The 20,391-nt window shown below is 71.7% G+C and carries 19 protein-coding genes and 1 pseudogene; 5 read left to right on the top strand and 15 right to left on the bottom strand.

Annotated elements, in window-relative coordinates; genetic code table 11:
* Window positions 1-247 precede the first annotated feature (247 nt).
* On the top strand, window positions 248-2,989 hold the full coding sequence (locus tag OG607_RS10150; protein ID WP_405721511.1) for an MXAN_6230/SCO0854 family RING domain-containing protein: 2,742 nt from the start codon (window positions 248-250) through the stop codon (window positions 2,987-2,989).
* Here the strand turns inward: OG607_RS10150 and OG607_RS10145 are convergent.
* A complete protein-coding gene (locus tag OG607_RS10145; protein WP_405721508.1) occupies window positions 2,949-4,160 on the bottom strand; it encodes a pyridoxal phosphate-dependent aminotransferase in 1,212 nt (403 codons plus the stop codon). The two genes, OG607_RS10150 and OG607_RS10145, sit on opposite strands and share 41 nt — an antisense overlap.
* A 57-nt stretch (window positions 4,161-4,217) precedes the next feature.
* Here OG607_RS10145 and OG607_RS10140 point away from each other — a divergent pair.
* The 3 genes and pseudogenes from OG607_RS10140 to OG607_RS10130 form a co-directional block, all read left to right on the top strand.
* Window positions 4,218-4,574 (top strand): annotated as a pseudogene (locus OG607_RS10140) (winged helix-turn-helix transcriptional regulator); the annotation flags it as partial.
* Window positions 4,575-5,141: 567 nt separating this feature from the next.
* On the top strand, window positions 5,142-5,648 hold the full coding sequence (locus tag OG607_RS10135; protein ID WP_405721506.1) for a hypothetical protein: 507 nt from the start codon (window positions 5,142-5,144) through the stop codon (window positions 5,646-5,648).
* 80 nt (window positions 5,649-5,728) lie between these two features.
* A complete protein-coding gene (locus tag OG607_RS10130) occupies window positions 5,729-6,286 on the top strand; it encodes a hypothetical protein (RefSeq protein WP_405721503.1) in 558 nt (185 codons plus the stop codon).
* 31 nt (window positions 6,287-6,317) lie between these two features.
* Here OG607_RS10130 and OG607_RS10125 read toward each other — a convergent pair whose 3' ends face one another.
* From OG607_RS10125 to OG607_RS10065, 13 genes are all read right to left on the bottom strand, one after another.
* A complete protein-coding gene (locus OG607_RS10125; protein WP_405721500.1) occupies window positions 6,318-7,115 on the bottom strand; it encodes a sirohydrochlorin chelatase in 798 nt (265 codons plus the stop codon).
* A 7-nt stretch (window positions 7,116-7,122) separates the two neighbouring features.
* Window positions 7,123-8,067, bottom strand: coding sequence for an ABC transporter permease (locus OG607_RS10120; protein WP_405721498.1), 945 nt, complete (start codon window positions 8,065-8,067; stop codon window positions 7,123-7,125).
* Window positions 8,054-8,857 (bottom strand): ABC transporter ATP-binding protein, encoded by an 804-nt coding sequence (locus OG607_RS10115; RefSeq protein ID WP_405721495.1) that lies wholly within the window; start codon window positions 8,855-8,857, stop codon window positions 8,054-8,056. The genes OG607_RS10120 and OG607_RS10115 overlap by 14 nt, the downstream gene beginning before the upstream one ends.
* Before the next feature lie 38 nt (window positions 8,858-8,895).
* Window positions 8,896-10,026 (bottom strand): aliphatic sulfonate ABC transporter substrate-binding protein, encoded by a 1,131-nt coding sequence (locus OG607_RS10110; RefSeq protein WP_405721493.1) that lies wholly within the window; start codon window positions 10,024-10,026, stop codon window positions 8,896-8,898.
* Window positions 10,027-10,248: 222 nt separating this feature from the next.
* Entirely contained in the window at window positions 10,249-11,580 is a 1,332-nt protein-coding gene (locus OG607_RS10105; protein WP_405721490.1) for a sulfate adenylyltransferase subunit 1, read from the bottom strand.
* Between the two features lie 94 nt (window positions 11,581-11,674).
* A complete protein-coding gene (gene cysD / locus OG607_RS10100) occupies window positions 11,675-12,613 on the bottom strand; it encodes a sulfate adenylyltransferase subunit CysD (protein ID WP_405721487.1) in 939 nt (312 codons plus the stop codon).
* Complete coding sequence (gene cysC / locus OG607_RS10095) at window positions 12,610-13,197, bottom strand: adenylyl-sulfate kinase (protein WP_405721484.1); 588 nt, start codon at window positions 13,195-13,197, stop codon at window positions 12,610-12,612. The genes cysD and cysC overlap by 4 nt, the downstream gene beginning before the upstream one ends.
* Window position 13,198: 1 nt before the next feature.
* Window positions 13,199-13,912: a phosphoadenylyl-sulfate reductase gene (locus OG607_RS10090; protein WP_405721481.1), complete on the bottom strand. Its 714-nt coding sequence runs from the start codon at window positions 13,910-13,912 to the stop codon at window positions 13,199-13,201.
* Complete coding sequence (locus OG607_RS10085) at window positions 13,909-14,088, bottom strand: hypothetical protein (protein WP_329311363.1); 180 nt, start codon at window positions 14,086-14,088, stop codon at window positions 13,909-13,911. Before OG607_RS10085 ends, OG607_RS10090 begins: the two co-directional genes overlap by 4 nt.
* Complete coding sequence (locus OG607_RS10080) at window positions 14,085-15,782, bottom strand: nitrite/sulfite reductase (RefSeq protein ID WP_405721478.1); 1,698 nt, start codon at window positions 15,780-15,782, stop codon at window positions 14,085-14,087. The genes OG607_RS10085 and OG607_RS10080 overlap by 4 nt, the downstream gene beginning before the upstream one ends.
* A gap of 142 nt (window positions 15,783-15,924) precedes the next feature.
* Window positions 15,925-16,008 (bottom strand): putative leader peptide, encoded by an 84-nt coding sequence (locus tag OG607_RS10075; RefSeq protein WP_329321859.1) that lies wholly within the window; start codon window positions 16,006-16,008, stop codon window positions 15,925-15,927.
* A 92-nt stretch (window positions 16,009-16,100) separates the two neighbouring features.
* Entirely contained in the window at window positions 16,101-16,643 is a 543-nt protein-coding gene (locus tag OG607_RS10070) for a GNAT family N-acetyltransferase (protein WP_405721475.1), read from the bottom strand.
* 67 nt (window positions 16,644-16,710) lie between these two features.
* Entirely contained in the window at window positions 16,711-17,952 is a 1,242-nt protein-coding gene (locus OG607_RS10065) for a GAF domain-containing protein (protein ID WP_405721472.1), read from the bottom strand.
* A 203-nt stretch (window positions 17,953-18,155) separates the two neighbouring features.
* Between OG607_RS10065 and OG607_RS10060 the strand changes: the two genes are divergently transcribed.
* Window positions 18,156-18,548 carry a hypothetical protein gene (locus OG607_RS10060; protein WP_405721469.1) on the top strand — a complete coding sequence of 131 codons (393 nt, stop codon included), beginning with the start codon at window positions 18,156-18,158 and terminating at the stop codon, window positions 18,546-18,548.
* 174 nt (window positions 18,549-18,722) lie between these two features.
* Here OG607_RS10060 and OG607_RS10055 read toward each other — a convergent pair whose 3' ends face one another.
* The gene (locus OG607_RS10055) at window positions 18,723-20,378 is read right to left on the bottom strand and encodes an acyl-CoA dehydrogenase family protein (RefSeq protein WP_405721466.1); all 1,656 of its coding nucleotides are present in this window, start codon (window positions 20,376-20,378) and stop codon (window positions 18,723-18,725) included.
* Between the last annotated feature and the right edge of the window lie 13 nt (window positions 20,379-20,391).

Raw genomic sequence — 20,391 nt, 5'->3', positions numbered from 1 at the left:
CGTTTGTCTCCCCGGTGCAAGATCCTCTGGACGCAGACGGCAACCGGTCGCGCGCGGGCGGTATTTCCTGCCGGGGGCAGGCTTCACACGGCGTTAATGGCGTGGCGGACCGTGACGGGTCCCGGCTATGTTGAGGACGCGGGGGCGGCTCCGCGGCGTGCTTCCTTCTCATTGCCTTTCCTGCAAAGAAACCGTAGTGCGCCCACTCTCCGCCCCCGCTTCTCGTACCGCCGGGGGGACCGATCCGATGACTGCCGAAGATCTCGCGAGCCTGCTGCTGCGCCGCCGCCAGACCATCTGCGTGACCGGGCGGCGGGAGCCCGGGGCGCCGTCGGCGGTCACCGCCGCCGGAGTCGTCGTCCTGGAGGCCGAACTGGCCGACCGGGGGCATGTGCTGACGGCCGAGCTGCGCAAGGCGCTGTGCGGGCTGCGCCCCGAGGCGCTGGCCGAGGCGGGGAAGCGGCTGCTGGCGGATGTGGACGCCCTGATGGGTTCCGACCGCTCGCTCACGCCGCTGTTCGGCCGGTTCCCGGATGCGGTGCCGTACGAGGACGCGCACAGCCTGTACACGACCATTGTGCTGGCCCGCCTGGAGGCCCAGCCGCACCAGCCCTGCATGGCCTGCGGGCTGCCCGGCCCGCGCCCCGGCACGGTCAGGGCGGTCCGCTCGTGCGGCCACCTGGTGTGCGAGCGGTGCCGCCGCGCCTCCGGGGACCGGTGGTGCTGCGAGGACTGCTGCCAGTGGTACGACTGCCCGGTCTGCGAGCGGCGTTACGAGACGGGGGAGCCGACCACGCCCTGGCTGGAGCCGGTGCGGGGCAAGGCCTCGCGCGGTGGCGAGGTGCTGCGCGTGCTGCGTCCGGGCGCGGACCTCGCGCAGGACGCGGCCGCCGAGCTGAGCGCGCTGCTGGCCCGGCGTACGCCGCTGCCGCCGCAGGACCACGACGACCTTTTCCTTCTGCTCGCGCACACGGACGCGGCGGGGGCGCCCGGCTGGCTGCCCGACGACATCCCGCTGCGCGAGAGCAAGGCCCTGGTGCTGGGCACGCTGCTGCGCGATCCGGACGGCCTGGCGGCCCTGCGGCCGTTGCTCGCGCGGTATCTGACGACGGCCACCGATGTGCTCCGCCTGCTCGCGGTGTGGTCCGGCGGCGACCCGGACCTGCTCAAGCCGCCGCCCCGCATGCGCAACCTGCCGCGCCCTCTTCGGCGGGAGCTGCTGGGAGTCCTGGACGGCCTGCCGTTCGCCTACCTGGCCGAGGACCTGACCCGGCACCGCGCCGCCTGGAAGCGCGCCGGTGAGATCCTGCACCCCTTCGAGCCCGCCCACGCCCGGCGGCATCCCCGGACCGCGCTCGCGTTCGCGGCCCTGCGCGGGAGCGCGGTCACCGAAACGCTGCTTGCGCAGGCCGCCCTTCACGAGGACCACGTGCGCCTGGTAGGTGACCGGCTGCGGCTGACCACCTGGGCCGGACAGGTCGAGGCGGCCTTTCGTGCGCATGACGCGGCCCGGGCGGCCGTACTGCTTCGCGCGCGCCCCGGGGAACTGCTGCGGCGCCTGGACCAGTTGCTGACCGCGACCGGGGCCAGCGCCCTGGAGGACGTGGTCGCCGACGCCCTGCGCGAGACCCTGCCGCGCACCGGACCCGGTCCGCTGCTCGGCGCGCTCGGCCGCATGCGCGTGCGCACCGCGCCGGGCGTCCGCCGGGTCTTCTTCCCGCGCGGCCGCATCGCCAAGGCCTACGCCGTCCCGGACGACCGCGCGCCGCTGCCCGCGCGCACCGCCCGCCGCGCGGCCGAGCTGCTCGAGGCCGAGGCGGTCCGCCGGCTGGCCGCGGACCCCGGCGAGCGGTACGGGACGGCCGTGCTGGACGCGGGGCTGCGCGATCTGCCGGTGCCGTTCGCCGAGCGGGCGTCGGCCGCCTCGCTGGTGGCGGTGCCGCGCGGGAGCCTGCTGCCGATGCCGGAGGAGGCGGGGGAGACCGTACGGCTGTTCCTGCACTGGATGCAGCCGCCGAAGGTGCGGGTGGACCTGGACCTGTCGGTCGCGATGTACGACGAGCACTGGCGGTTCGTCGGGCTGTGCGACTACACCCGCCTCGAGTACGGCGGCGGTGCCGCGCTGCACTCCGGTGACCTGACCTCGGCGCCCGCACCGGGCGGCGCGACGGAGTACGTCGACCTGGATCTGCCGCGCCTGGCCAAGGCCGGAGTGCGGCATGTCGCGGCGGTGGTGCTGTCGTACAACGATGTGCCGTTCGACGAACTGCCCGACGCGTTCGCCGGTTTCATGGCGGTCAAGGACGAGGGCCGGCGCGAGGGCGGCGGTGCGAAGCGCCGGACCCGTGGCCGGACCCCGTACGACCCGCGTGCCGTCCGGCAGCGGTTCGACCTGGCCGGGGCCGCCAGAATCTGCGTGCCGATGGTCGTGGACCTGGTGGCCCGCCGGGCGCTGTGGACGGATGTCACGCTCGGCACGACCGGCACCAGCCACAATGTGTGGCGCTACCGTGCCGGCATCGCCCGGGCCGGGCGGGACCTGACCGACGTGTTCGTGCCGCCCGATGAGTACACCCCGGCGGGGCGCGCCACGATCTGGGATCTCGCCTGCTGGACCGCCGCCGCGCGCACCGACGGCGAGGTGTGCGTACGTGGCCGGGCCGACGGTGAGCTGTGGGCGTACCGCCGGGCCGAGGGCGAGCCGGCCCCCGACTTCGCGATCCGGGTACGGGACGGCTGGCGGCCGGACTCCGTACGGAAGGATGCCCCGCTCGACGGCGGCCGGGCCTTTCTGGCGCTGCTGCACGCCGACCTGCCGGGCATCCCGGAGGCGGCCACCGGCACGATGTACCGCCTCTACCCGGGACCGTCCGACGCGGCTGCGGGCTTCACGCGCGTGACGGCGGGCGACCTGGTCGCCGGGCTCGCCGCCGGGTCCACTGCCGGGCTCACTGCCGGTAGCCCGCCAGGAAGCGGCCGATCCGGCTGATCGCGGCGTCCAGATCGTCGGCGCGGGGGAGGGTGAGGATGCGGAAGTGGTCGGGGCGGGGCCAGCTGAAGCCGGTGCCCTGGACGACCTGGATCTTCTCGCGGAGGAGAAGGTCCAGGACGAACTTCTCGTCGTCGTGGATGGGATGGACCTTGGGGTCCAGGCGCGGGAAGGCGTAGAGCGCGCCCTTGGGCTTGACGCAGGAGACGCCGGGGATCTCGTTGAGCTTCTCCCAGACCACGTCGCGCTGCTCGTGGAGGCGGCCGCCCGGCAGGACGAGGTCCTTGATGCTCTGGCGGCCGCTCAGCGCCGCCTGGATGGCGTGCTGGGCGGGGACGTTGGGGCACAGCCGCATCGAGGCGAGGGTGACCAGGCCCTCCAGGTAGCTCTTGGCGTGCTGCCTGGGGCCGGTGACGACCAGCCAGCCGGAGCGGAAGCCGGCGACGCGGTAGGCCTTGGACAGGCCGCTGAAGGTGAGGCAGAGGACGTCCGGGGCGAGGGCGGCGGCGTGGTGGTGGACGGCGTCGTCGTAGAGGATCTTGTCGTAGACCTCGTCGGCGAAGACCATCAGGCCGTGGCGGCGGGCGAGATCGAGCATGCCGTCGAGCAGCTCGCGCGGATAGACGGCGCCCGTGGGGTTGTTGGGGTTGATGATCACCATGGCCTTGGTGCGGTCGGTGATCTTCGCGGCGATGTCGTCGAGGTCCGGGTACCAGTCGGCGTTCTCGTCGCAGATGTAGTGCACCGCCTTGCCGCCCGCGAGGTTGGTGACGGCGGTCCACAGCGGGAAGTCCGGCGCCGGGATGAGCACCTCGTCCCCGTCGTCGATGAGCGCCTGGACGGCCATCTGGACCAGCTCGGAGACGCCGTTGCCCAGGAAGACGTCGTCCACGCCGACATCCGGTACGCCGCGCTCCTGGTAGTGGGCGGCCACCGCGCGCCGGGCGGGCAGGATGCCGCGCGAGTCGCTGTAGCCGTGGGCCTGGGGGAGCATGCGGATGATGTCCTGAAGGATCTCCTCGGGTGCCTCGAAGCCGAAGAGCGCGGGATTTCCCGTGTTCAGGCGCAGCACACTGTGGCCGGCCTCCTCGAGCGCGTTCGCGTGCTCGATCACCGGTCCCCGGATCTCGTACAGGACGTTGGCCAGCTTGCCCGACTGCTTGAACTCCATGCTTGGTTTTACCAAGTACTCGCTTGGAAAGTCCAACCTTTTCGCTAGGGTGATCTCATGCCGCGCCGAAGTTACGACCAGTACTGCCCCATCGCCCGGGCCCTCGACACCGTCGGCGAGCGCTGGGCCCTCCTGATCGTCCGCGAACTCCTCGAAGGCCCCCGCCGCTACACCGACCTCCACGCCGACCTCCCCGGGGTCAGCACGGATGTCCTGGCCGGACGGCTGAAGGACATGGAACGCGACGGCCTGGTGACCCGGCGCCGGCTCCCGCCGCCGGGGGCCGCGTACGTCTACGAACTCACCGCCCGCGGGCGCGAGTTGCGGCCCGTGCTCGACGCCCTCGGGATGTGGGGAGCCCCGCTGCTCGGCGAGCCCCGGCCGACCGATGCCATCCGGGAGCACTGGGGCGCGTCCGCGCCGGCGTCATAGCCCGTACAGCCCGTCCGGCTCCGGGAAGACCCGGGCGACGGCCGCGAGCCGGCTGGAGACCCCGAGCCGATGGAAGATGTTCTCCAGGTGCTTGCGCACGTGCTCGGCGACACGACCAGCTGCTCGGCGATCTGTCGGGTGCCCAGCCCCTGCGCCACACAGCGCATGACATCCAGTTCACGGACCGTCAGCCGGACCGGAGTCCGGCGCCGGGCGGACGCCTCCCGGTAGATGGCGTACAGATGCGGGGCCAGCAGCCGCAACGTGGTGATGTCCTGGTCGGAGAAGGGCTTCGCGTCCTCACGGAACAGCTGGAAGACGCGGGTGCGATCGGGCGCCGTCGGAAGCGCGACGGCCAGAATGCTCCTGAACGGCCGGAGGAAGTCGGAGTAGATGGGCAGCCGGAGCAGCTCACGGTCGGACATGAAGTCCCCGAGCTGTGTGACCTCGGGAGCGCTGTGCGTCTGCGACACCCGCAGGGGCACCGCAGATGCTGATGGCGCCACAGCCAGTAGCCCGCCATCCGCTCCTCGCAGGAGACCGCTGGTCGTGCTGCGGCACTGGCCCCGGCGCGAGTCCACGGCAGGGGCGGCGCCGGTCGAAAGCGGCTATCCGGTCGACACGGCGGGCTGGCTGCGGGCCGAGCTGGACGGGCACCCGCTGGAGTGGGTCCGCAGCGGCACCGTGCGTGTCGACGCGACATACGGCAAGGTCGGGCACACCACCCGGCTCACCCTCCACACCCGGGGCAGGCCCCGGCCGGGCGGCGGGGCGACGTGCACGCCCGATCCGCACAGGCCCCGGAGGATCGTGCTGCCCCACATCGCGGCCGGTGCTCCGGTGGCGGAGGTGGCGCGGCGGCTGCGGGCGAAGTGCCTCGACGTGCAGTACGCGTCCCGCTCCGCGGATGCCCCGCCGGGCACGGTGAGCAGTGTCGTGATCCCCACGACCGCCCGGGCGGGCGATGTGGCCATTCTGCCGTCGGACGGCAGCCCGGCGCGCCGTACGGTGTGGGTGCATCCGCTGAGTCCGGCCACGATGATCGTCGCCAGGTGACGGCGTAGATCCTGCTCCATTCGGCCCAACTCCGGCCAGGCGGAATGGATATCCGGGGTGTATCGGGCACAACTGGCGGGGTGAACCTCATCAAGCGAACCGGTGCGACGACCAGGTGGCTGGCTGCGGCGATGCTGCTGGCCGCCGTCGGCACCGGCTGTTCCAGCTCCAGTGACAACACCCCGTCCCCGTCCGGAACCACGCCGGACTACGGCGCCAGCACACCGGCCTCGGCACCGGCCTCAGCCGAGGCGTCCGCCTCCGCCTCAGCGGGAGTGGCCTCGGTGTCGGTGGCCGACAGCGCCCTCGGGAAGATCCTGGTCGGCGCCGGCGGCCGGACGCTGTATCTCTTCGAGGCCGACAAGTCGTCCACGTCCACCTGCTCCGGCAGCTGTGCGGCGGCCTGGCCGCCGCTGGTCACCACGAAGGCACCCGTGGCGGGGGAGGGGGCCAAGGCGGCCCTGGTCGGCACGTCCAAGCGCGCGGACGGCACGACGATGGTCACGTACAACGGCCACCCGCTCTACTACTACGTGGGCGACAGCAAGGCCGGTGACACGACGGGCCAGGAGCTGAACCAGTTCGGGGCCGAGTGGTACGTGCTCAACGCCTCGGGCAACAAGGTCGAGGGCGGCTGACCCAGGGCCTGTCCGGCCCGGACGCGGGCTCTCAGGCCGACAGGGACATCCGGCTGGGGACGAGCGCCGCGTCGTAGCGCCGCAGGAGCAGCGAGGCCAGCTCGGGGGCGTCGCCCAGGACGTCCGCGAGGAGGTCGGCACCGGCGGCGCCGCGTGCGATGCGGTCCGGGAGGAAGCCGGGGGCGACGACGTACGGGGCGACGGCGATCCGGGCGCAGCCCTCGGCGCGCAACTGCCGTACGGCGTCCTCGGTACGGGGGAACCCTGCGGGAATCGCGGCGGAGGCGAACGCGGGTCGCACGGCGCGCCAGCCGGTGTGCCGCCACTCCCGCGCGATGCCGTCGATCACCGCGATCGCCTCCGGGTCGGTGGAGCCCGCCGAGGCGAGGACGATGCCGGTGGACCGGCGGTCGCCGGGGCGCAGACCGGCCTCGCGGAGCCGCCGCTCCAGGGCGGACACCAGGAGCGGGGAGGGGCCGAGGACATCGGCCTGGTGGACGGTCAGGCGCGGGACGGTCAGGCGCCGGTGGCCGGGGCCGGCAAGGCGGGGCAGCCGGGCGGTCGCCTCGCGCAGGACGGCCGGGATGTCGGCCTTGGCGTGGAAGGCGCGGGTGAGCAGAAGGGGGAGGGCGACCACGTCGCGCACTCCCTCCGCCGCCAGGCGGCCGATCACCTGGGGGACGGAGGGGGCGCAGTGGTCGAGGTAGCCGGTGACGACGCGCAGGCCCGGACGGGCGGCCCGGACGCGCTGGGTGAGCGCGTGGACCGTCGCGGCGTGCCGCGGGTCGCGGCTGCCGTGGGCGATGACGAGGAGCACCGGCTGGGACAAGGTCGGATCAGCTCCGGACGAGCAGGCCGCGGCTGCGCAGGATGCGCCGCTCCAGGGGAGCGAAGACCAGCAGTTCGATGCCGATGCCGACGATCAGGATGAGCGTGATCGCGGCGAGGACCCAGGCCATGTCGGACTGCTCGCGGCCCTGCTCCAGGAACTGGCCGAGGCCGGTGCCCAGGTCGGGGGAGTTCACGATCAGTTCGGCGGCCATCAGCGAGCGCCAGGAGAAGGCCCAGCCCTGCTTCAGGCCGGCCAGGTAGCCGGGCAGCGCGGCGGGCAGCAGCACATGGCGCACGCTGTGCAGCCCGGTCGCGCCGATCACGCGGCCCGCGCGCAGATAGAGCGGCGGGATCTGGTCGACGCCCGCCACCAGGCCGTTGGCGATCGACGGAACGGCGCCCAGCAGCACGACCGCGTAGATCGTGGCGTCGGAGAGCCCGAACCAGATGATCGCGGCCGGCACCCAGGCCACCGACGGCAGCGACTGCAGCCCGGACAGGATCGGGCCGATGGCCGCGCGCACCGGCTTGACCCGGGCGACGATCAGCCCGAGCGGGGTGCCGATGGCGACCGAGGCGAGGAAGCCGAGGACGCCGCGCGAGACGCTGGTCCAGACGAGTTCGAGCAGGGTGCCCTTCAGCCACTGGTCCTTCAGCGACTGCGCCACGTCGGCCGGGCTCGGCAGGACGTAGTGCGGCTTGACCTGGAAGTGGTAGGCCAACTGCCACCCGATCAGGACGAGCGCGATCGCGACGACCGGCGGCAGCGCCTTCTCGCGCAGCTTGGCGGCCAGCGGTGCCCGGTGGGCGACCGTGGTCTCCAGTGCGTCGAGCCCGGCTTCCAGCCCGGCCAGTTCCGTCTTGCCGGTGGCCTTGTCGGCAACGGCGGTCTTCGTGCCGCTCTCGGTCTCGGTGCCGGCGGTCGTGGTTTCGGTGTCAGTGCTGGCCATGGCGTCGGATCTCCCCCCGAAGCTGTTCGGTGATCTCTACGGACAGTTCGGCGACCGCGGCGTCCTCGATACGGCGGGGCTGAGGTATGTCCACCGTCCACTCGCGGGCGATCCGGCCCGGACGCGACGACAGCAGAATCACGCGCTGCGCGAGACGCACGGCCTCGCGCACGTTGTGCGTCACGAAGAGCACCGACAGGTCGGTCTGCGACCAGATGCGGGTCAGCTCCTCGTGCAGCACGTCGCGCGTGATGGCGTCCAGGGCCGCGAACGGCTCGTCCATCAGCAGCAGTTGGCTGTCCTGGGCGAGCGCGCGGGCCAGCGCCACACGCTGCCGCATGCCGCCGGACAGCTCGTGCACCCGCTTGCCGTAGGCGCCGCGCAGCCGGACGAGTTCGAGCAGCCGCTCGGCCTCGTCGCGGCGCTCGGCGCCGGGGACGCCCCGCATGCGCAGGGCGAGTTCGATGTTCTTGCCCGCGGTGAGCCACGGGAAGAGGGCGTGCTCCTGGAACATCAGGGCCGGGCGGCCGCCGGGGGTCTCGATGCCCCCGGCGGACGGCCGGTCGAGCCCGGCGACCAGGTTGAGCAGGGTGGACTTTCCGCAGCCCGAGGCCCCCAGGAGGCAGACGAATTCGCCGGGGGCGACATCGATGGTGATGTCGTCCAGCACGTGCTGCTGCGCGCCGGGGCGGCCGAAGGACTTCGAGACGTGCTCGATGCGGGCGGCATAGGGGACCGCGTCGCTGCCGGGCTCGGCGTCGGCGGGCTGTTTGCTGAGTGCGGTGGCCATGGGTGTCACCTCCTGGGGATCGGGCGTGCGGGGACGGGCTAGCTGCCGAGACCGGCGTCGGAGATCGCCGTCTTGCCGTCCGCCTTCAGGACCGAGTTGAGGATCGACAGGTCGTAGATGCCGCTGAGGTCGGGCTTCTTCAGCAGGCCGGCCTTGACCGCGTGGTCGGCCTCGGTCTGCAGGGTGGAGGCCAGCGGGTCGTCGGTGAAGCTGATGCTCTTCCAGGCCGGGTCGATGACCTCGTCCTTCAGGGCCTTGCCGGAGAGCGTGGCCAGCTCCTGGTTGGCGATGGCCTTGGCCTTGTCGGAGTTGGCGTTGATCCAGACGTTGGTGTTCACCGAGCCCTGGAGCACGGCCTTGACGACGTCGGGGTGCGCCTTGAGGAAGGACTGCGAGACGATCACGTTGGTGATGACGAACTTGCCGCCGTCCCACAGGCTGCTCTCGTCGAGCAGGACCTTCGCACCCTCGGCCACCAGCTTGGAGGCCGTGGGCTCGGGCACCCAGGCGCCGTCGATGGAGCCGGCCTTGTAGGCGTCCGGGGTGATCTTGTTGTCCGTACGGACGACGGAGACATCGCCCTTGCCGGTCGTGGCGTCGACCTTCCAGCCCTGGTCGGCGATCCAGTTGAGGAAGGCCACGTCCTGGGTGTTGCCCAGCTGCGGGGTGGCGATCTTCTTGCCCTTGACGTCCGCGAGGGTCTTGATCTTCTTCGGGTTGACGACGAGCTTGACGCCGCCGGAGGCCGAACCGGAGATGATCTTCAGGCTCTTGCCGCCGGACTTCACAAAGCCGTTGATGGAGGGCGAGGGGCCGATCCAGCCGATGTCGATGGAACCGGCGTTCAGCGCCTCGATCTCGGCCGGACCGGCGTTGAAGACCGAGGTCTTCACGGTGGTGCTGCCCAGCGCCTGCCGGATCGGGCCGTTCTTGGCCAGGCCGACCAGGGCGGTGCCGTGCGTGAGGTTGGCGAAGTAGCCGATCTTCACCTCGCTGGCCGACAGCTTCTTGCTGCTGGTGCTGCCGGTCGCGGCCGTGTCGGTGGTGGTGTCCTTCTTGTCCGAGCCGTAGCCGCAGGCGGCGAGGGCCAGGAGGGGCAGAAGGGCAGCGCCGGCGATCAGACGGCGGCGGGTCGTGGTTCTCGGGGTGATGGAGCGATCGGCAGTCACGGGGGTTCCTCTCAGGGGCCCCGGCGCACGCACGCTGTTGGTTATGGCGCGGCCGGGAGGTGGCTGTCAAACATTTCGGTGATGCGGCTGGACATGCACGGGACGATGCGGTGCTCGCGCGCTAGCGCACACATCGGCCCACGCCGCCCTGGCCGCTGCCGAGACAGCCACTGCCGATACGGCCGCCTTCTTTGGCGAAGGTGGCGAAGACGTCGATGCTCATCAGAAGTCCCACCCTTCGTCGTCGGCCTCGTTCCGGACGGGCTCCGGAGAGGCGAACGATTCGCCGACCATGCCCGCGGTGAGCGTGGTGCCGTCGTTCGGGTCGATGAGGATGAACGAGCCGGTGCGCCGGGAGTCGGCGTACGAGTCGACCGGGAGCGGCTCGGCGGTACGGATCTTCACACGGCCGATGTCGTTGGCGACGAGCTGTCCCGGGTGCGGGTGCAGCGACAGGTCGTCGAGCGTGAGACGGGACGGGATGTCCTTGACGAGCGCCTTCACCGTCCGGGTGCCGTGCTTGAGCAGCACGCGGTGGCCGATGGTGAGCGGCTGGTCTGCCACGTGGCACACGGTGGCCTCGATGTCCTGCGTGGTGGCCGGCGCGTCCTGGGTCGGCACGATCAGGTCGCCCCGGGAGATGTCGATGTCGTCCTCCAGCAGGAGGGTCACCGACTGCGTGGTCCAGGCGGCGTCGACCGGCGTGCCCAGCAGATCGATGCCGGAGATCTTCGATGTGCGGCCCGACGGCAGCACGGTGATCTCCTCGCCGACGTGGAACGTCCCGGCCGCGATCTGGCCCGCGTACCCCCGGTAGTCCGGGAGCTCGGCGGTCTGCGGCCGGATGACGTACTGCACGGGCAGACGGGCGTGGCAGTGCGCCAGGTCATGGCTGACCGGCACTGTCTCCAGGTGCTCCAGCACCGTGGGGCCGCCGTACCAGTCCATGTTCGCGCTCGGCTCCACGACGTTGTCGCCGGCCAGGGCCGAGATCGGGATCGCCGTCACCTCCGGCACGCCCAGCTCGATGGCGTACGCCGTGAACTCCTCGGCGATCGCGGCGAAGACCGGCTCCGCGTACTCGACCAGGTCCATCTTGTTGACGGCCAGCACGACATGCGGGACGCGCAGCAGCGCGGCGACGGCGGCGTGCCGGCGGGTCTGCTCGACGACGCCGTTGCGGGCGTCGACCAGGACCACGGCCAGCTCGGCGGTGGAGGCGCCGGTGACCATGTTGCGGGTGTACTGCACATGCCCCGGGGTGTCGGCGAGGATGAACCGGCGCCGGGCGGTGGCGAAGTAGCGGTACGCCACGTCGATGGTGATGCCCTGCTCGCGCTCGGCCCGCAGGCCGTCGGTGAGCAGTGCCAGGTCGGGGGCCTCCTGGCCGCGCCGGGCCGAGGCCAGCTCGACGGCTTCCAGTTGGTCGGTGAGGACCGACTTGGAGTCGTGCAGCAGCCGGCCGACGAGGGTGGACTTGCCGTCGTCCACGGATCCGGCGGTGGCGAAACGGAGCAGCGAGGCCGCGGGGGCGGCGGTTGCGGTGCTGGTCATGCGTCGTCCCTTCGCGTACTCGGGGTGCGGCCGCCGAGGCGGCTGATGGCGGTTGTGCTGGTCGTGCTGGCTGTGCCGGCGATGGTGCTCACGGCTAGAAGTACCCCTCGCGCTTGCGGTCTTCCATCGCGGCCTCGGACATCTTGTCGTCGGCCCGCGTGGCCCCGCGCTCGGTCAGCCGGGACGCGGCGATCTCGGCGATGACCTGCTCGATCGTCGCGGCGTCGGAGTCCACGGCGCCGGTGCAGGACATGTCGCCCACCGTGCGGTAGCGGATCAGCCGGGTCTCGACGGTCTCGCCGTCCTTGGGGCCGCCCCAGTTGCCCGCGGTGAGCCACATGCCGTCGCGGGCGAAGACCTCGCGCTCGTGGGCGTAGTAGATCTCCGGAAGCTCGATGCCCTCGCGGGCGATGTACTGCCACACGTCCAGCTCGGTCCAGTTGGAGAGCGGGAAGACCCGGACGTGCTCGCCGGCGGCGTGCCGGCCGTTGTAGAGCGACCACAGCTCGGGGCGCTGGCGGCGCGGGTCCCAGGCGCCGAACTCGTCGCGCAGGGAGAACACGCGCTCCTTGGCGCGGGCCTTCTCCTCGTCGCGGCGGCCGCCGCCGAAGACGGCGTCGTACTTGCCCTCGGCGATGCCGTCGAGCAGCGGGACGGTCTGCAGCGGGTTGCGGGTGCCGTCGGGGCGCTCGCGGAGCCGGCCGTCGTCGATGTAGTCCTGCACGTTCGCGACGTGCAGGCGCAGGGAGTGCCGGGCGGCGGCGCGGTCGCGGTAGTCGATGACCTCGGGGAAGTTGTGGCCGGTGTCGACATGCAGCAGGGCGAAGGGCACCGGCGCCGGGGCGAAGGCCTTCAGCGCCAGGTGCAGCATGACGATGGAGTCCTTGCCGCCGGAGAAGAGGATCACCGGCCGCTCGAACTCGCCCGCGACCTCGCGGAAGATGTGCACGGCCTCGGACTCCAGGGCGTCCAGGTGGCTGAGCGCGTAGGGATTCTCGGTGGCTCCGGCCGGTGCTGCGACGGTGGTCGTCATGCCAGTCCCCTCTCGACGAGCAGTGCGGTGAGCACCGCGGCGGAGTCCTCGACGGTGTGGTCCTGGGTCTGCAGGCGCAGGTCGGGGGTCTCGGGTGCCTCGTACGGGTCGTCGACACCGGTCAGCCCGGATATCTCGCCGGCCGCCTGCTTGGCGTACAGGCCCTTGACGTCCCGTACGGAGCAGACCTCGACCGGCGTGGCGACGTGGACCTCCAGGAAGACCGTGCCCTCGGCCTGGTGGCGCTTGCGGACGGCCTCGCGGCTGTCGGCGTACGGCGCGATGACCGGGACCAGGACCTTGACGCCGTTGCTGGCCAGCAGCTCGGCGACGAAGCCGATCCGCTGGACGTTGGTGTGGCGGTCCTCACGGGTGAAGCCGAGGCCCGAGGACAGGAACTCGCGGATCTCGTCGCCGTCCAGCACCTCGACCCGGTGGCCGTCGGCGCGCAGCCGGTCCGCCAGCGCGTAGGCGATCGTGGTCTTGCCCGCGCTCGGCAGACCCGTGAGCCAGATCGTGGCTCCGGTGCCTGTCACGCTCATCTGCTTCTCCTGTGAGGTCTGTTCCGTACGTTCCGGGTACACATCAGCCGTGCAGTCCGCACTCGGTCTTCGCCCGGCCCGCCCAGCGGCCCGCGCGGGCGTCCTCGCCCTCCAGCACCCGTCGGGTGCACGGGGCGCAGCCGACGGAGGCATAGCCGTCCATCAGCAATGGATTCGTAAGGACTCCGTGCGTGGCAACGTAGGCTGCCACGTCTTCCTGTGACCACCGTGCGATAGGTGAGATTTTCACCTTTTGTCGCTTTTCGTCCCAGCTGACGACCGGAGTGTTGGCGCGGGTCGGGGACTCGTCGCGGCGCAGCCCCGTCGCCCACGCGTCGTACCTGGTCAGGCCCTCTTCCAGCGGCTTCACCTTGCGCAGGGCGCAGCACAGGTCCGGATCGCGGTCGTGCAGCTTCGGCCCGTACTGGGCGTCCTGCTCGGCCACGCTCTGGCGCGGGGTGAGTGTGATGACGTTCACGTCCATGACGGCGGCGACCGCGTCCCGGGTGCCGATGGTCTCCGGGAAGTGATAGCCGGTGTCGAGGAACACCACGTCGACGCCCGGGGCGACCCGGGAGGCGAGGTGTGCCACGACGGCGTCCTCCATGGAGGAGGTCACGCAGAAGCGCGGCCCGAAGTTCTCCACGGCCCAGCGCAGGATGGCCTCGGCGGACGCGTCCTCCAGGTCGCGGCCCGCCTGCTCGGCGAGGGTCTTGAGGTCTTCGTGCTTGAGGTCTTCGGCCTGTGCGGTGCTCACGTGGTGTCGCCTCCGTCGAGGGGAGCGGTGCTGAGTCCCCTGGCCAGGAGGCCGAGGAACTTCAACTGGAAGGCGCGGTTGCACGCCCTGCATTCCCACGCCCCGTGGGCTTCCCCGGGGTGCAGGTCCTCGTCGCCGCAGTACGGGCAGTAGAAAGGCGCCGCTCGCTCACTCACGACAGGGCCTCCTCGCTCGCGCGCGCCGCCCATGTCGCGAAGCGCTCGCCGTCCTCGCGCTCCGCCTGGAAGCGCTTGAGCACCCGCTCCACGTACTCCGGCAGTTCCTCCGAGGTGACCTTCAGACCTCGCACCTTGCGGCCGAAGCCGGCCTCCAGGCCCAGGGCGCCGCCCAGGTGCACCTGGAAGCCCTCGACCTGGTTGCCGTCCTTGTCCAGGACCAGCTGGCCCTTGAGACCGATGTCCGCCACCTGGATACGGGCGCAGGCGTTCGGGCAGCCGTTGACGTTGATGGTGATCGGCTCGTCGAACTCCGGCAGGCGGCGCTCCAGTTCGTCGATGAGCGAGACGCTGCGCGCCTTGGTCTCGACGATCGCGAGCTTGCAGAACTCGATACCGGTACAGGCCATCGTCCCGCGCCGGAAGGGGGAGGGGGTGACCTTCAGGCCCAGCGCCTCCAGGCCCGCGACCAGCGACTCGATGCGGGGCTCCTCGACATCGAGCACGATCATCTTCTGCTCGGCGGTGGTGCGGAGCCGGCCAGAGCCGTGCTCCTCCGCCAGCTCGGCGATCTTGCTGAGCGTCGCGCCGTCGACCCGGCCCACGTACGGGGCGAAGCCCACGTAGAAGCGGCCGTCCTTCTGGCGGTGGACGCCGACGTGGTCGCGCCACTGCTCGACCGGCTGGGCCGGGGCCGGGCCGTCGACCAGCTTGCGCTTGAGGTAGTCGTCCTCCAGGACCTGGCGGAACTTCGCCGGGCCCCAGTCGGCGACCAGGAACTTCAGGCGGGCACGGGTGCGCAGCCGGCGGTAGCCGAAGTCGCGGAAGATCGAGATGACGCCCTCGTAGACATCCGCGACCTCCTCCAGCGGCACCCAGGCGCCGAGCCGGACGCCGATCTTGGGGTTGGTGGACAGCCCGCCGCCGACCCACAGGTCGAAGCCGGGGCCCCGGTCGGGGTGCTCCACACCGACGAACGCGATGTCGTTGATCTCGTGCGCGACATCGAGCAACGGCGAGCCGGAGACAGCCGACTTGAACTTGCGGGGGAGGTTGGAGAAGTCCTTGTTGCCCACAATGCGGGCATGGATCTCATCAACGGCCGGTGTGCCGTCGATGATCTCGTCCTCCGCGATCCCCGCCACCGGTGAGCCGAGGATCACACGAGGTGTGTCGCCGCAGGCCTCGGTGGTCGACAGCCCGACGGCCTCCAGGCGGCGCCAGATCTCCGGCACGTCCTCGATCCGGATCCAGTGCAGCTGGATGTTCTGCCGGTCGGTGATGTCCGCGGTGCCCCGGGCGAACTCCTGCGAGATCTCGCCGATGACGCGCAGCTGCTCGGTGCTCAGCCGGCCGCCGTCGATCCGGACCCGCAGCATGAAGTACTTGTCGTCCAGCTCCTCCGGCTCCAGGATCGCGGTCTTGCCACCGTCGATCCCGGGCTTGCGCTGGGTGTACAGGCCCCACCAGCGCATACGTCCGCGCAGGTCGGCGCCGTCGATCGAGTCGAATCCGCGGTGCGCGTAGATGTTCTCGATGCGCGCCCGGACATTGAGACCGTCGTCGTCCTTCTTGAACTGCTCATTGGCGTTGAGAGGCGTGAGGTGCCCAACGCCCCACTGGCCCTCACCGCGGTGACGGCTCGCCTTGCGGCGGGCAGCGGTGGCTGCGGGCTTCTCAGGGGTGGTGGCCATGGCGATGCAGTCCTTACGGGCGGGCTGGGATAGGTCGGTACAGCGCTGAGCACCCTACGGCCCGCAAAACCTGCATGGCCTGCGAAGAACACCGTGGGCACGCACGCATCCGCGGCGCCGCTCAACGGGCGAGCCGGTGCGGTCAGATCGCCGGACAGATGGAACTGGACATGCGGCCGAGGTCGACGTGCAGTCGACCTACCAAGGCGATTCCAGTGCGAGACATGACGAAAGCGTGTCATGGGGATCTCGGGGCAGTCCACCGCCTTCCAGAATGTGGACGCTGAGATCCCACATTGTGGGACGGTGTGGTTCTCGTCACTTCATGGCGTGCCCGGAGGGCTTCTGCTCCTCCTCCGTCTTCACGTCGAAGACCCGGAAACCGCGCTTCTCGTAGTTCGCCAGCGCGTGCGGCCCGTCCAGGCTGCACGTATGCACCCACACCCGTTTCGTCCCCGCCAGCTCCCACGCCCGCCCGATCCCGTACGACAGCAGATGTCCCCCGATCCGCCGCCCCCGGAACGCCGGCAGCAGCCCGAAATACGCGATCTCGACCTGCCCCTCGCTCTGCGCCTCCAGCTCGATGTACCCGGCCGGCGTCCCCCGGTCGTACGCGACCCAGGTCTCGACCGCCCCCGGCCGTGAGAGGTACGTCACCCACTGCTCGCGCGTCCACGTCAGCCGGTCCGTCCACGCGCAGTCCGCGCCCACGGACGCGTAGAGGAATCTGCTGAACTCCGGCGACGGCACCTCCGACCGCACGATCCGGATGTCCGGCCCCGGCGGGTTCGCCGACGGCACGAGATCGCTCGGCGAGGTCTGCTCCAGCGACCAGGTGGTCACGGTCACGGTGTCACTCATTCCTCCAGCCAATCACGAGCCCGGCGGCAGACCGCACCCGGACCGCACCCGGACCGCTCCGGGCGTTCTAGCCGCGCGCGCGGCGGACGGCCGGCGCGCTGGAGTGCGGCAGCAGGTCGGCAGGGCGGTCGGGACGGAGCAGCTCGACGGTGACGGAGTCGGCGAAGCGGTACGGCCGGTGGGCGAGGATGCCGGCGAGGTTGCGCCGCAGGCGCGAGAGTTCGGCGCGGACGGTGACCGTGCGGCTGGCGTCGCCGAACAGGTCGCGGGCCAGATCGGCCGCGCTGCGCCCGCCGCGGTGGACCGCGAGGACGAAGAGCAGCTCGGCATGGCGCGGGCTGAGTTCGTGCTCCCAGCTGCCCGCCTCGCCCGAGACGGTGACCGACCAGGCGTGCGGCCGGCTGACGTCCAGCACCACGCGTCCCGGCGGCGCGTCCTGCTGACCCGTCGCGCCGATCCGTACCAGCCAGCCGCCCGGCAGCGGCTCCAGCGTGCACAGCCCGAGCGAGGGCAGCCACGCCGTCCCGGCCACCGGCGCCGAGGGCAGGGCCACGCGGTCCAGCGGCGGCATACCGGTGACGGCGGCCGTCCAGCCATTGGGGTCGGCCACGAGCGCCCGCCCGGGAACGCGGGCCAGCAGCGGCGCCGCGAGCGACCGCAGCCCTTCGATCGCCGCCCAGTGCCGCGACCGCAGCTCGCCCTCGGCGACCCTGGTCACGGCGGTGACCAGGGACAGCGTCACGGGGTGCACGGTGGCCGCCGGCCCGCTGATGTCGACCGTCCCGAGCAGCCGCCCGTCGCGCGGGTCGTGCAGCGGGGCCGCCGCGCAGGTCCACCGGTGGTGGGCGCGTACGTAGTGCTCGGCGGAGTGCACCTGCACGGGGCGCCGGGTCACCAGCGCGGTGCCGATGGCGTTCGTGCCGACGATGTCCTCCGCCCAGGACGCGCCCTCCGCGAAGCCCAGCCGGTCCGCGCTGCGCCGCACCGCCATACTGCCGTCGCGCCACAGCACCCGGCCCTCGGCGTCCGAGACGACCATGATGTGCCAGGCCACGTCCGCCACCGACACCAGCCCGTCGCGAAGCGCCGGCAGCACATCCACCAGCGGTGAGGACTGCCGCCGGTGCTCCAGCTCGTCCACCGACAGCAGCCCGGAGTGGCTGCCGGTGTCCGGGTTCACGCCGTGGCCGATGACCCGGCTCCAGGAGTCGCTGATCACCGGGCGCGGCGACTCCGGCGGCGACGCCCCGCTCAGCGCGGCGTGCCGGACACTGGTCAGCAGTTGCGCGTCGATCTCTGGCTGGCTCATGGAAGCGCTCCCGCGTACGTACTGACTGCTGCGTACTGCTCTGCCCATGGTGCCGCGCCCGGCACACCACGGTTGGACATCGGCCACATTCAGTTGCAACGGTCTGCAACGGTTGCGTATACCGGTGCGCCCGACGGACAGTGACGCTGCGTCACGCTACTCGTACGGCATCCGCACCGCACCTCGGAGGAGGCAGATCCGCTGTGTCGCCCCTCCCCCCGCGCGTCGTCGTGGTCGGCTGTTCGGCCGACGAGCGCGTGAGCCGCGCCACCCGGCTGGCCCGGGCCTTCCGGGTCCCGCGCGTGCGGTTCGAGGACGCCGCCGGGGTGAGCGAGCGCCAGGGATACGTCATCGACGGCGGGCCGGAATCCGAGGACGGGCTGGCGGCGCTGCTGGCCCTCCCCGCCGATCTCGTCATCCACCTGCGGCCCTCCGGCGGGCGTGACGACAGCGGCATGTGCCGTGTCCTCGACTACCACGAGGCCCGGGGCGTGGTCCACGCCTTCCCGCTGGACGCGGAGGACGAGGACATCATCGTCGCCATAGAGGCGGCGGTGCGGGGCCGGGCCGGCACCCCGGCACATCTGCCCCTGTGACAGGGGGTATCCAGATCAGGGCGGTGCCGAGTCGGCGCGGCACCGCCCCTCTTTTTCTTTGAGGCGATTTCGCCTCCGCTGCGCTCAGCCACTGTCGACAGTCGACGTGCTCGGCCGCTCGTGCCTCGCTCCCTGCGCGCGTCTCCTTTTCGACAGCGGCCGCTCCGCTTCGGCTCAATCGCCTGGGTCGGCCGCAGATCCTGGGTTGGCGCGGTCCACAATCGCACCGAGGTCGAGCGTGTGCGGGAGCGTGCCGAAGGACGCACCCCAGTCACCGCCCAAGCGCGAAGCGCAGAACGCGTCGGCGACCGGGGAAGGGGCGAACCGCACGAGCAGGGAGCCCTGGAGGACCAGGGCCATGCGCTCGACGACGCGGCGGGCGCGGGCCTCGATGCCGTCCAGGTCGGCGAGTTCGGTGAGAAGGGACTTGATGGCGCCGTCGAGCCGGTGGTCGGCGCCGCGGGCGAGGCCGATCTCGGTGAGGAAGGCGCCCAGGGCGAGGGGCTCGCGCTGCAGGACGCGGAGGACGTCGAGAGCCTGGACGTTGCCGGAGCCCTCCCAGACGGAGTTGAGGGGTGACTCACGGAAGAGGCGGGGGAGACCGGACTCCTCGACGTAGCCGTTGCCGCCGAGGCATTCGAGCGCTTCGGCGGTGAGCGGCGGGCAGCGCTTGGTGATCCAGTACTTGGAGACGGCGACGGCGAGCCGCCGGAAGTGCCGCTCCTGCTCCGAGCCGGCGGCGTCGTACGCGGCGGCCAGGCGCAGCACGGTGGTCGTCGCGGCCTCCGACTCCACGGCCAGGTCGGCCAGTACGTTGCGCATCAGCGGCTTGTCGATCAGCGGCCCGCCGAACGCCGAGCGGTGCGCGGCGTGGTGGACGGCCTGGGCGACGGCCTGGCGCATGATGGCGGCCGAACCGAGGGCGCAGTCCAGGCGGGTGACGGCGACCATCTCGATGATGGTGGCGACCCCGCGCCCCTCCTCGCCGACCCGGCGGGCCCAGGTGCCGTCGAACTCCACCTCGGAGGAGGCGTTGGAGCGGTTGCCGAGCTTGTCCTTGAGGCGCTGGATGCGGAAGACGTTGCGGGTGCCGTCGGGCAGGACGCGGGGGAGGAGGAAGCAGGTGAGTCCGCCGGGGGCCTGGGCCAGGACGAGGAAGCCGTCGGACATCGGGGCGGAGCAGAACCACTTGTGGCCGGTGAGGAGATACGTCCCCTCCTCGGCCAGGGGTTCGGCGCGGGTGGTGTTGGCGCGGACGTCGGAGCCGCCCTGCTTCTCGGTCATGCCCATCCCGAACAGCGCCCCGGGCTTGGCTCCCGGCGGCAGCAGTTCGGCGGCGTACGCCCGTGAGGTGAGCCGGGGTTCCCACTCGGCGGCCAGCACGGGGTCGGTCCGCAGGGCGGGCACGGCGGCGTGGGTCATCGACACCGGGCAGCCATGGCCCTGTTCGGCCTGGGTCCACACGACGAAGCCGGCGGCGCGGCGCAGATGCCCGGACGGGCGGGACCAGGCGTCGGTGAGGCCGGCCGAGACGGCGTGGCCGAGGAGGCGGTGATAGGCGGGGTGGAAGTCGACCTCGTCGATGCGGTTGCCGTAGCGGTCGTGGGTGCGCAGCACCGGGGAGTGCGCGTTCGCCTCCTCGCCCCAGCGCTGCGCCTGGGCGGAACCGGCCGCGCGGCCCAGCTCACCCAGCTCCTCCTGGACCTCGGCGAGCACGTCGGGTGCCGTGTGCCGGGCGACCCCCTCGGTGAGGGCCGGGTCGGCCGCGTAGACGTCGTACCCGACCAGGGGCGGAGCCTGGTTGATCACGGTGTGGGTGCGGGTGCTCATGCCCTATACCGTA

It is taken from the genome of Streptomyces sp. NBC_01537 (genome assembly GCF_045040445.1).
GTDB lineage: Bacteria > Actinomycetota > Actinomycetes > Streptomycetales > Streptomycetaceae > Actinacidiphila.
The sequence above is the reverse complement of the archived record's forward strand: the minus strand, read 5'-3'. Positions and strand labels throughout refer to the sequence as shown.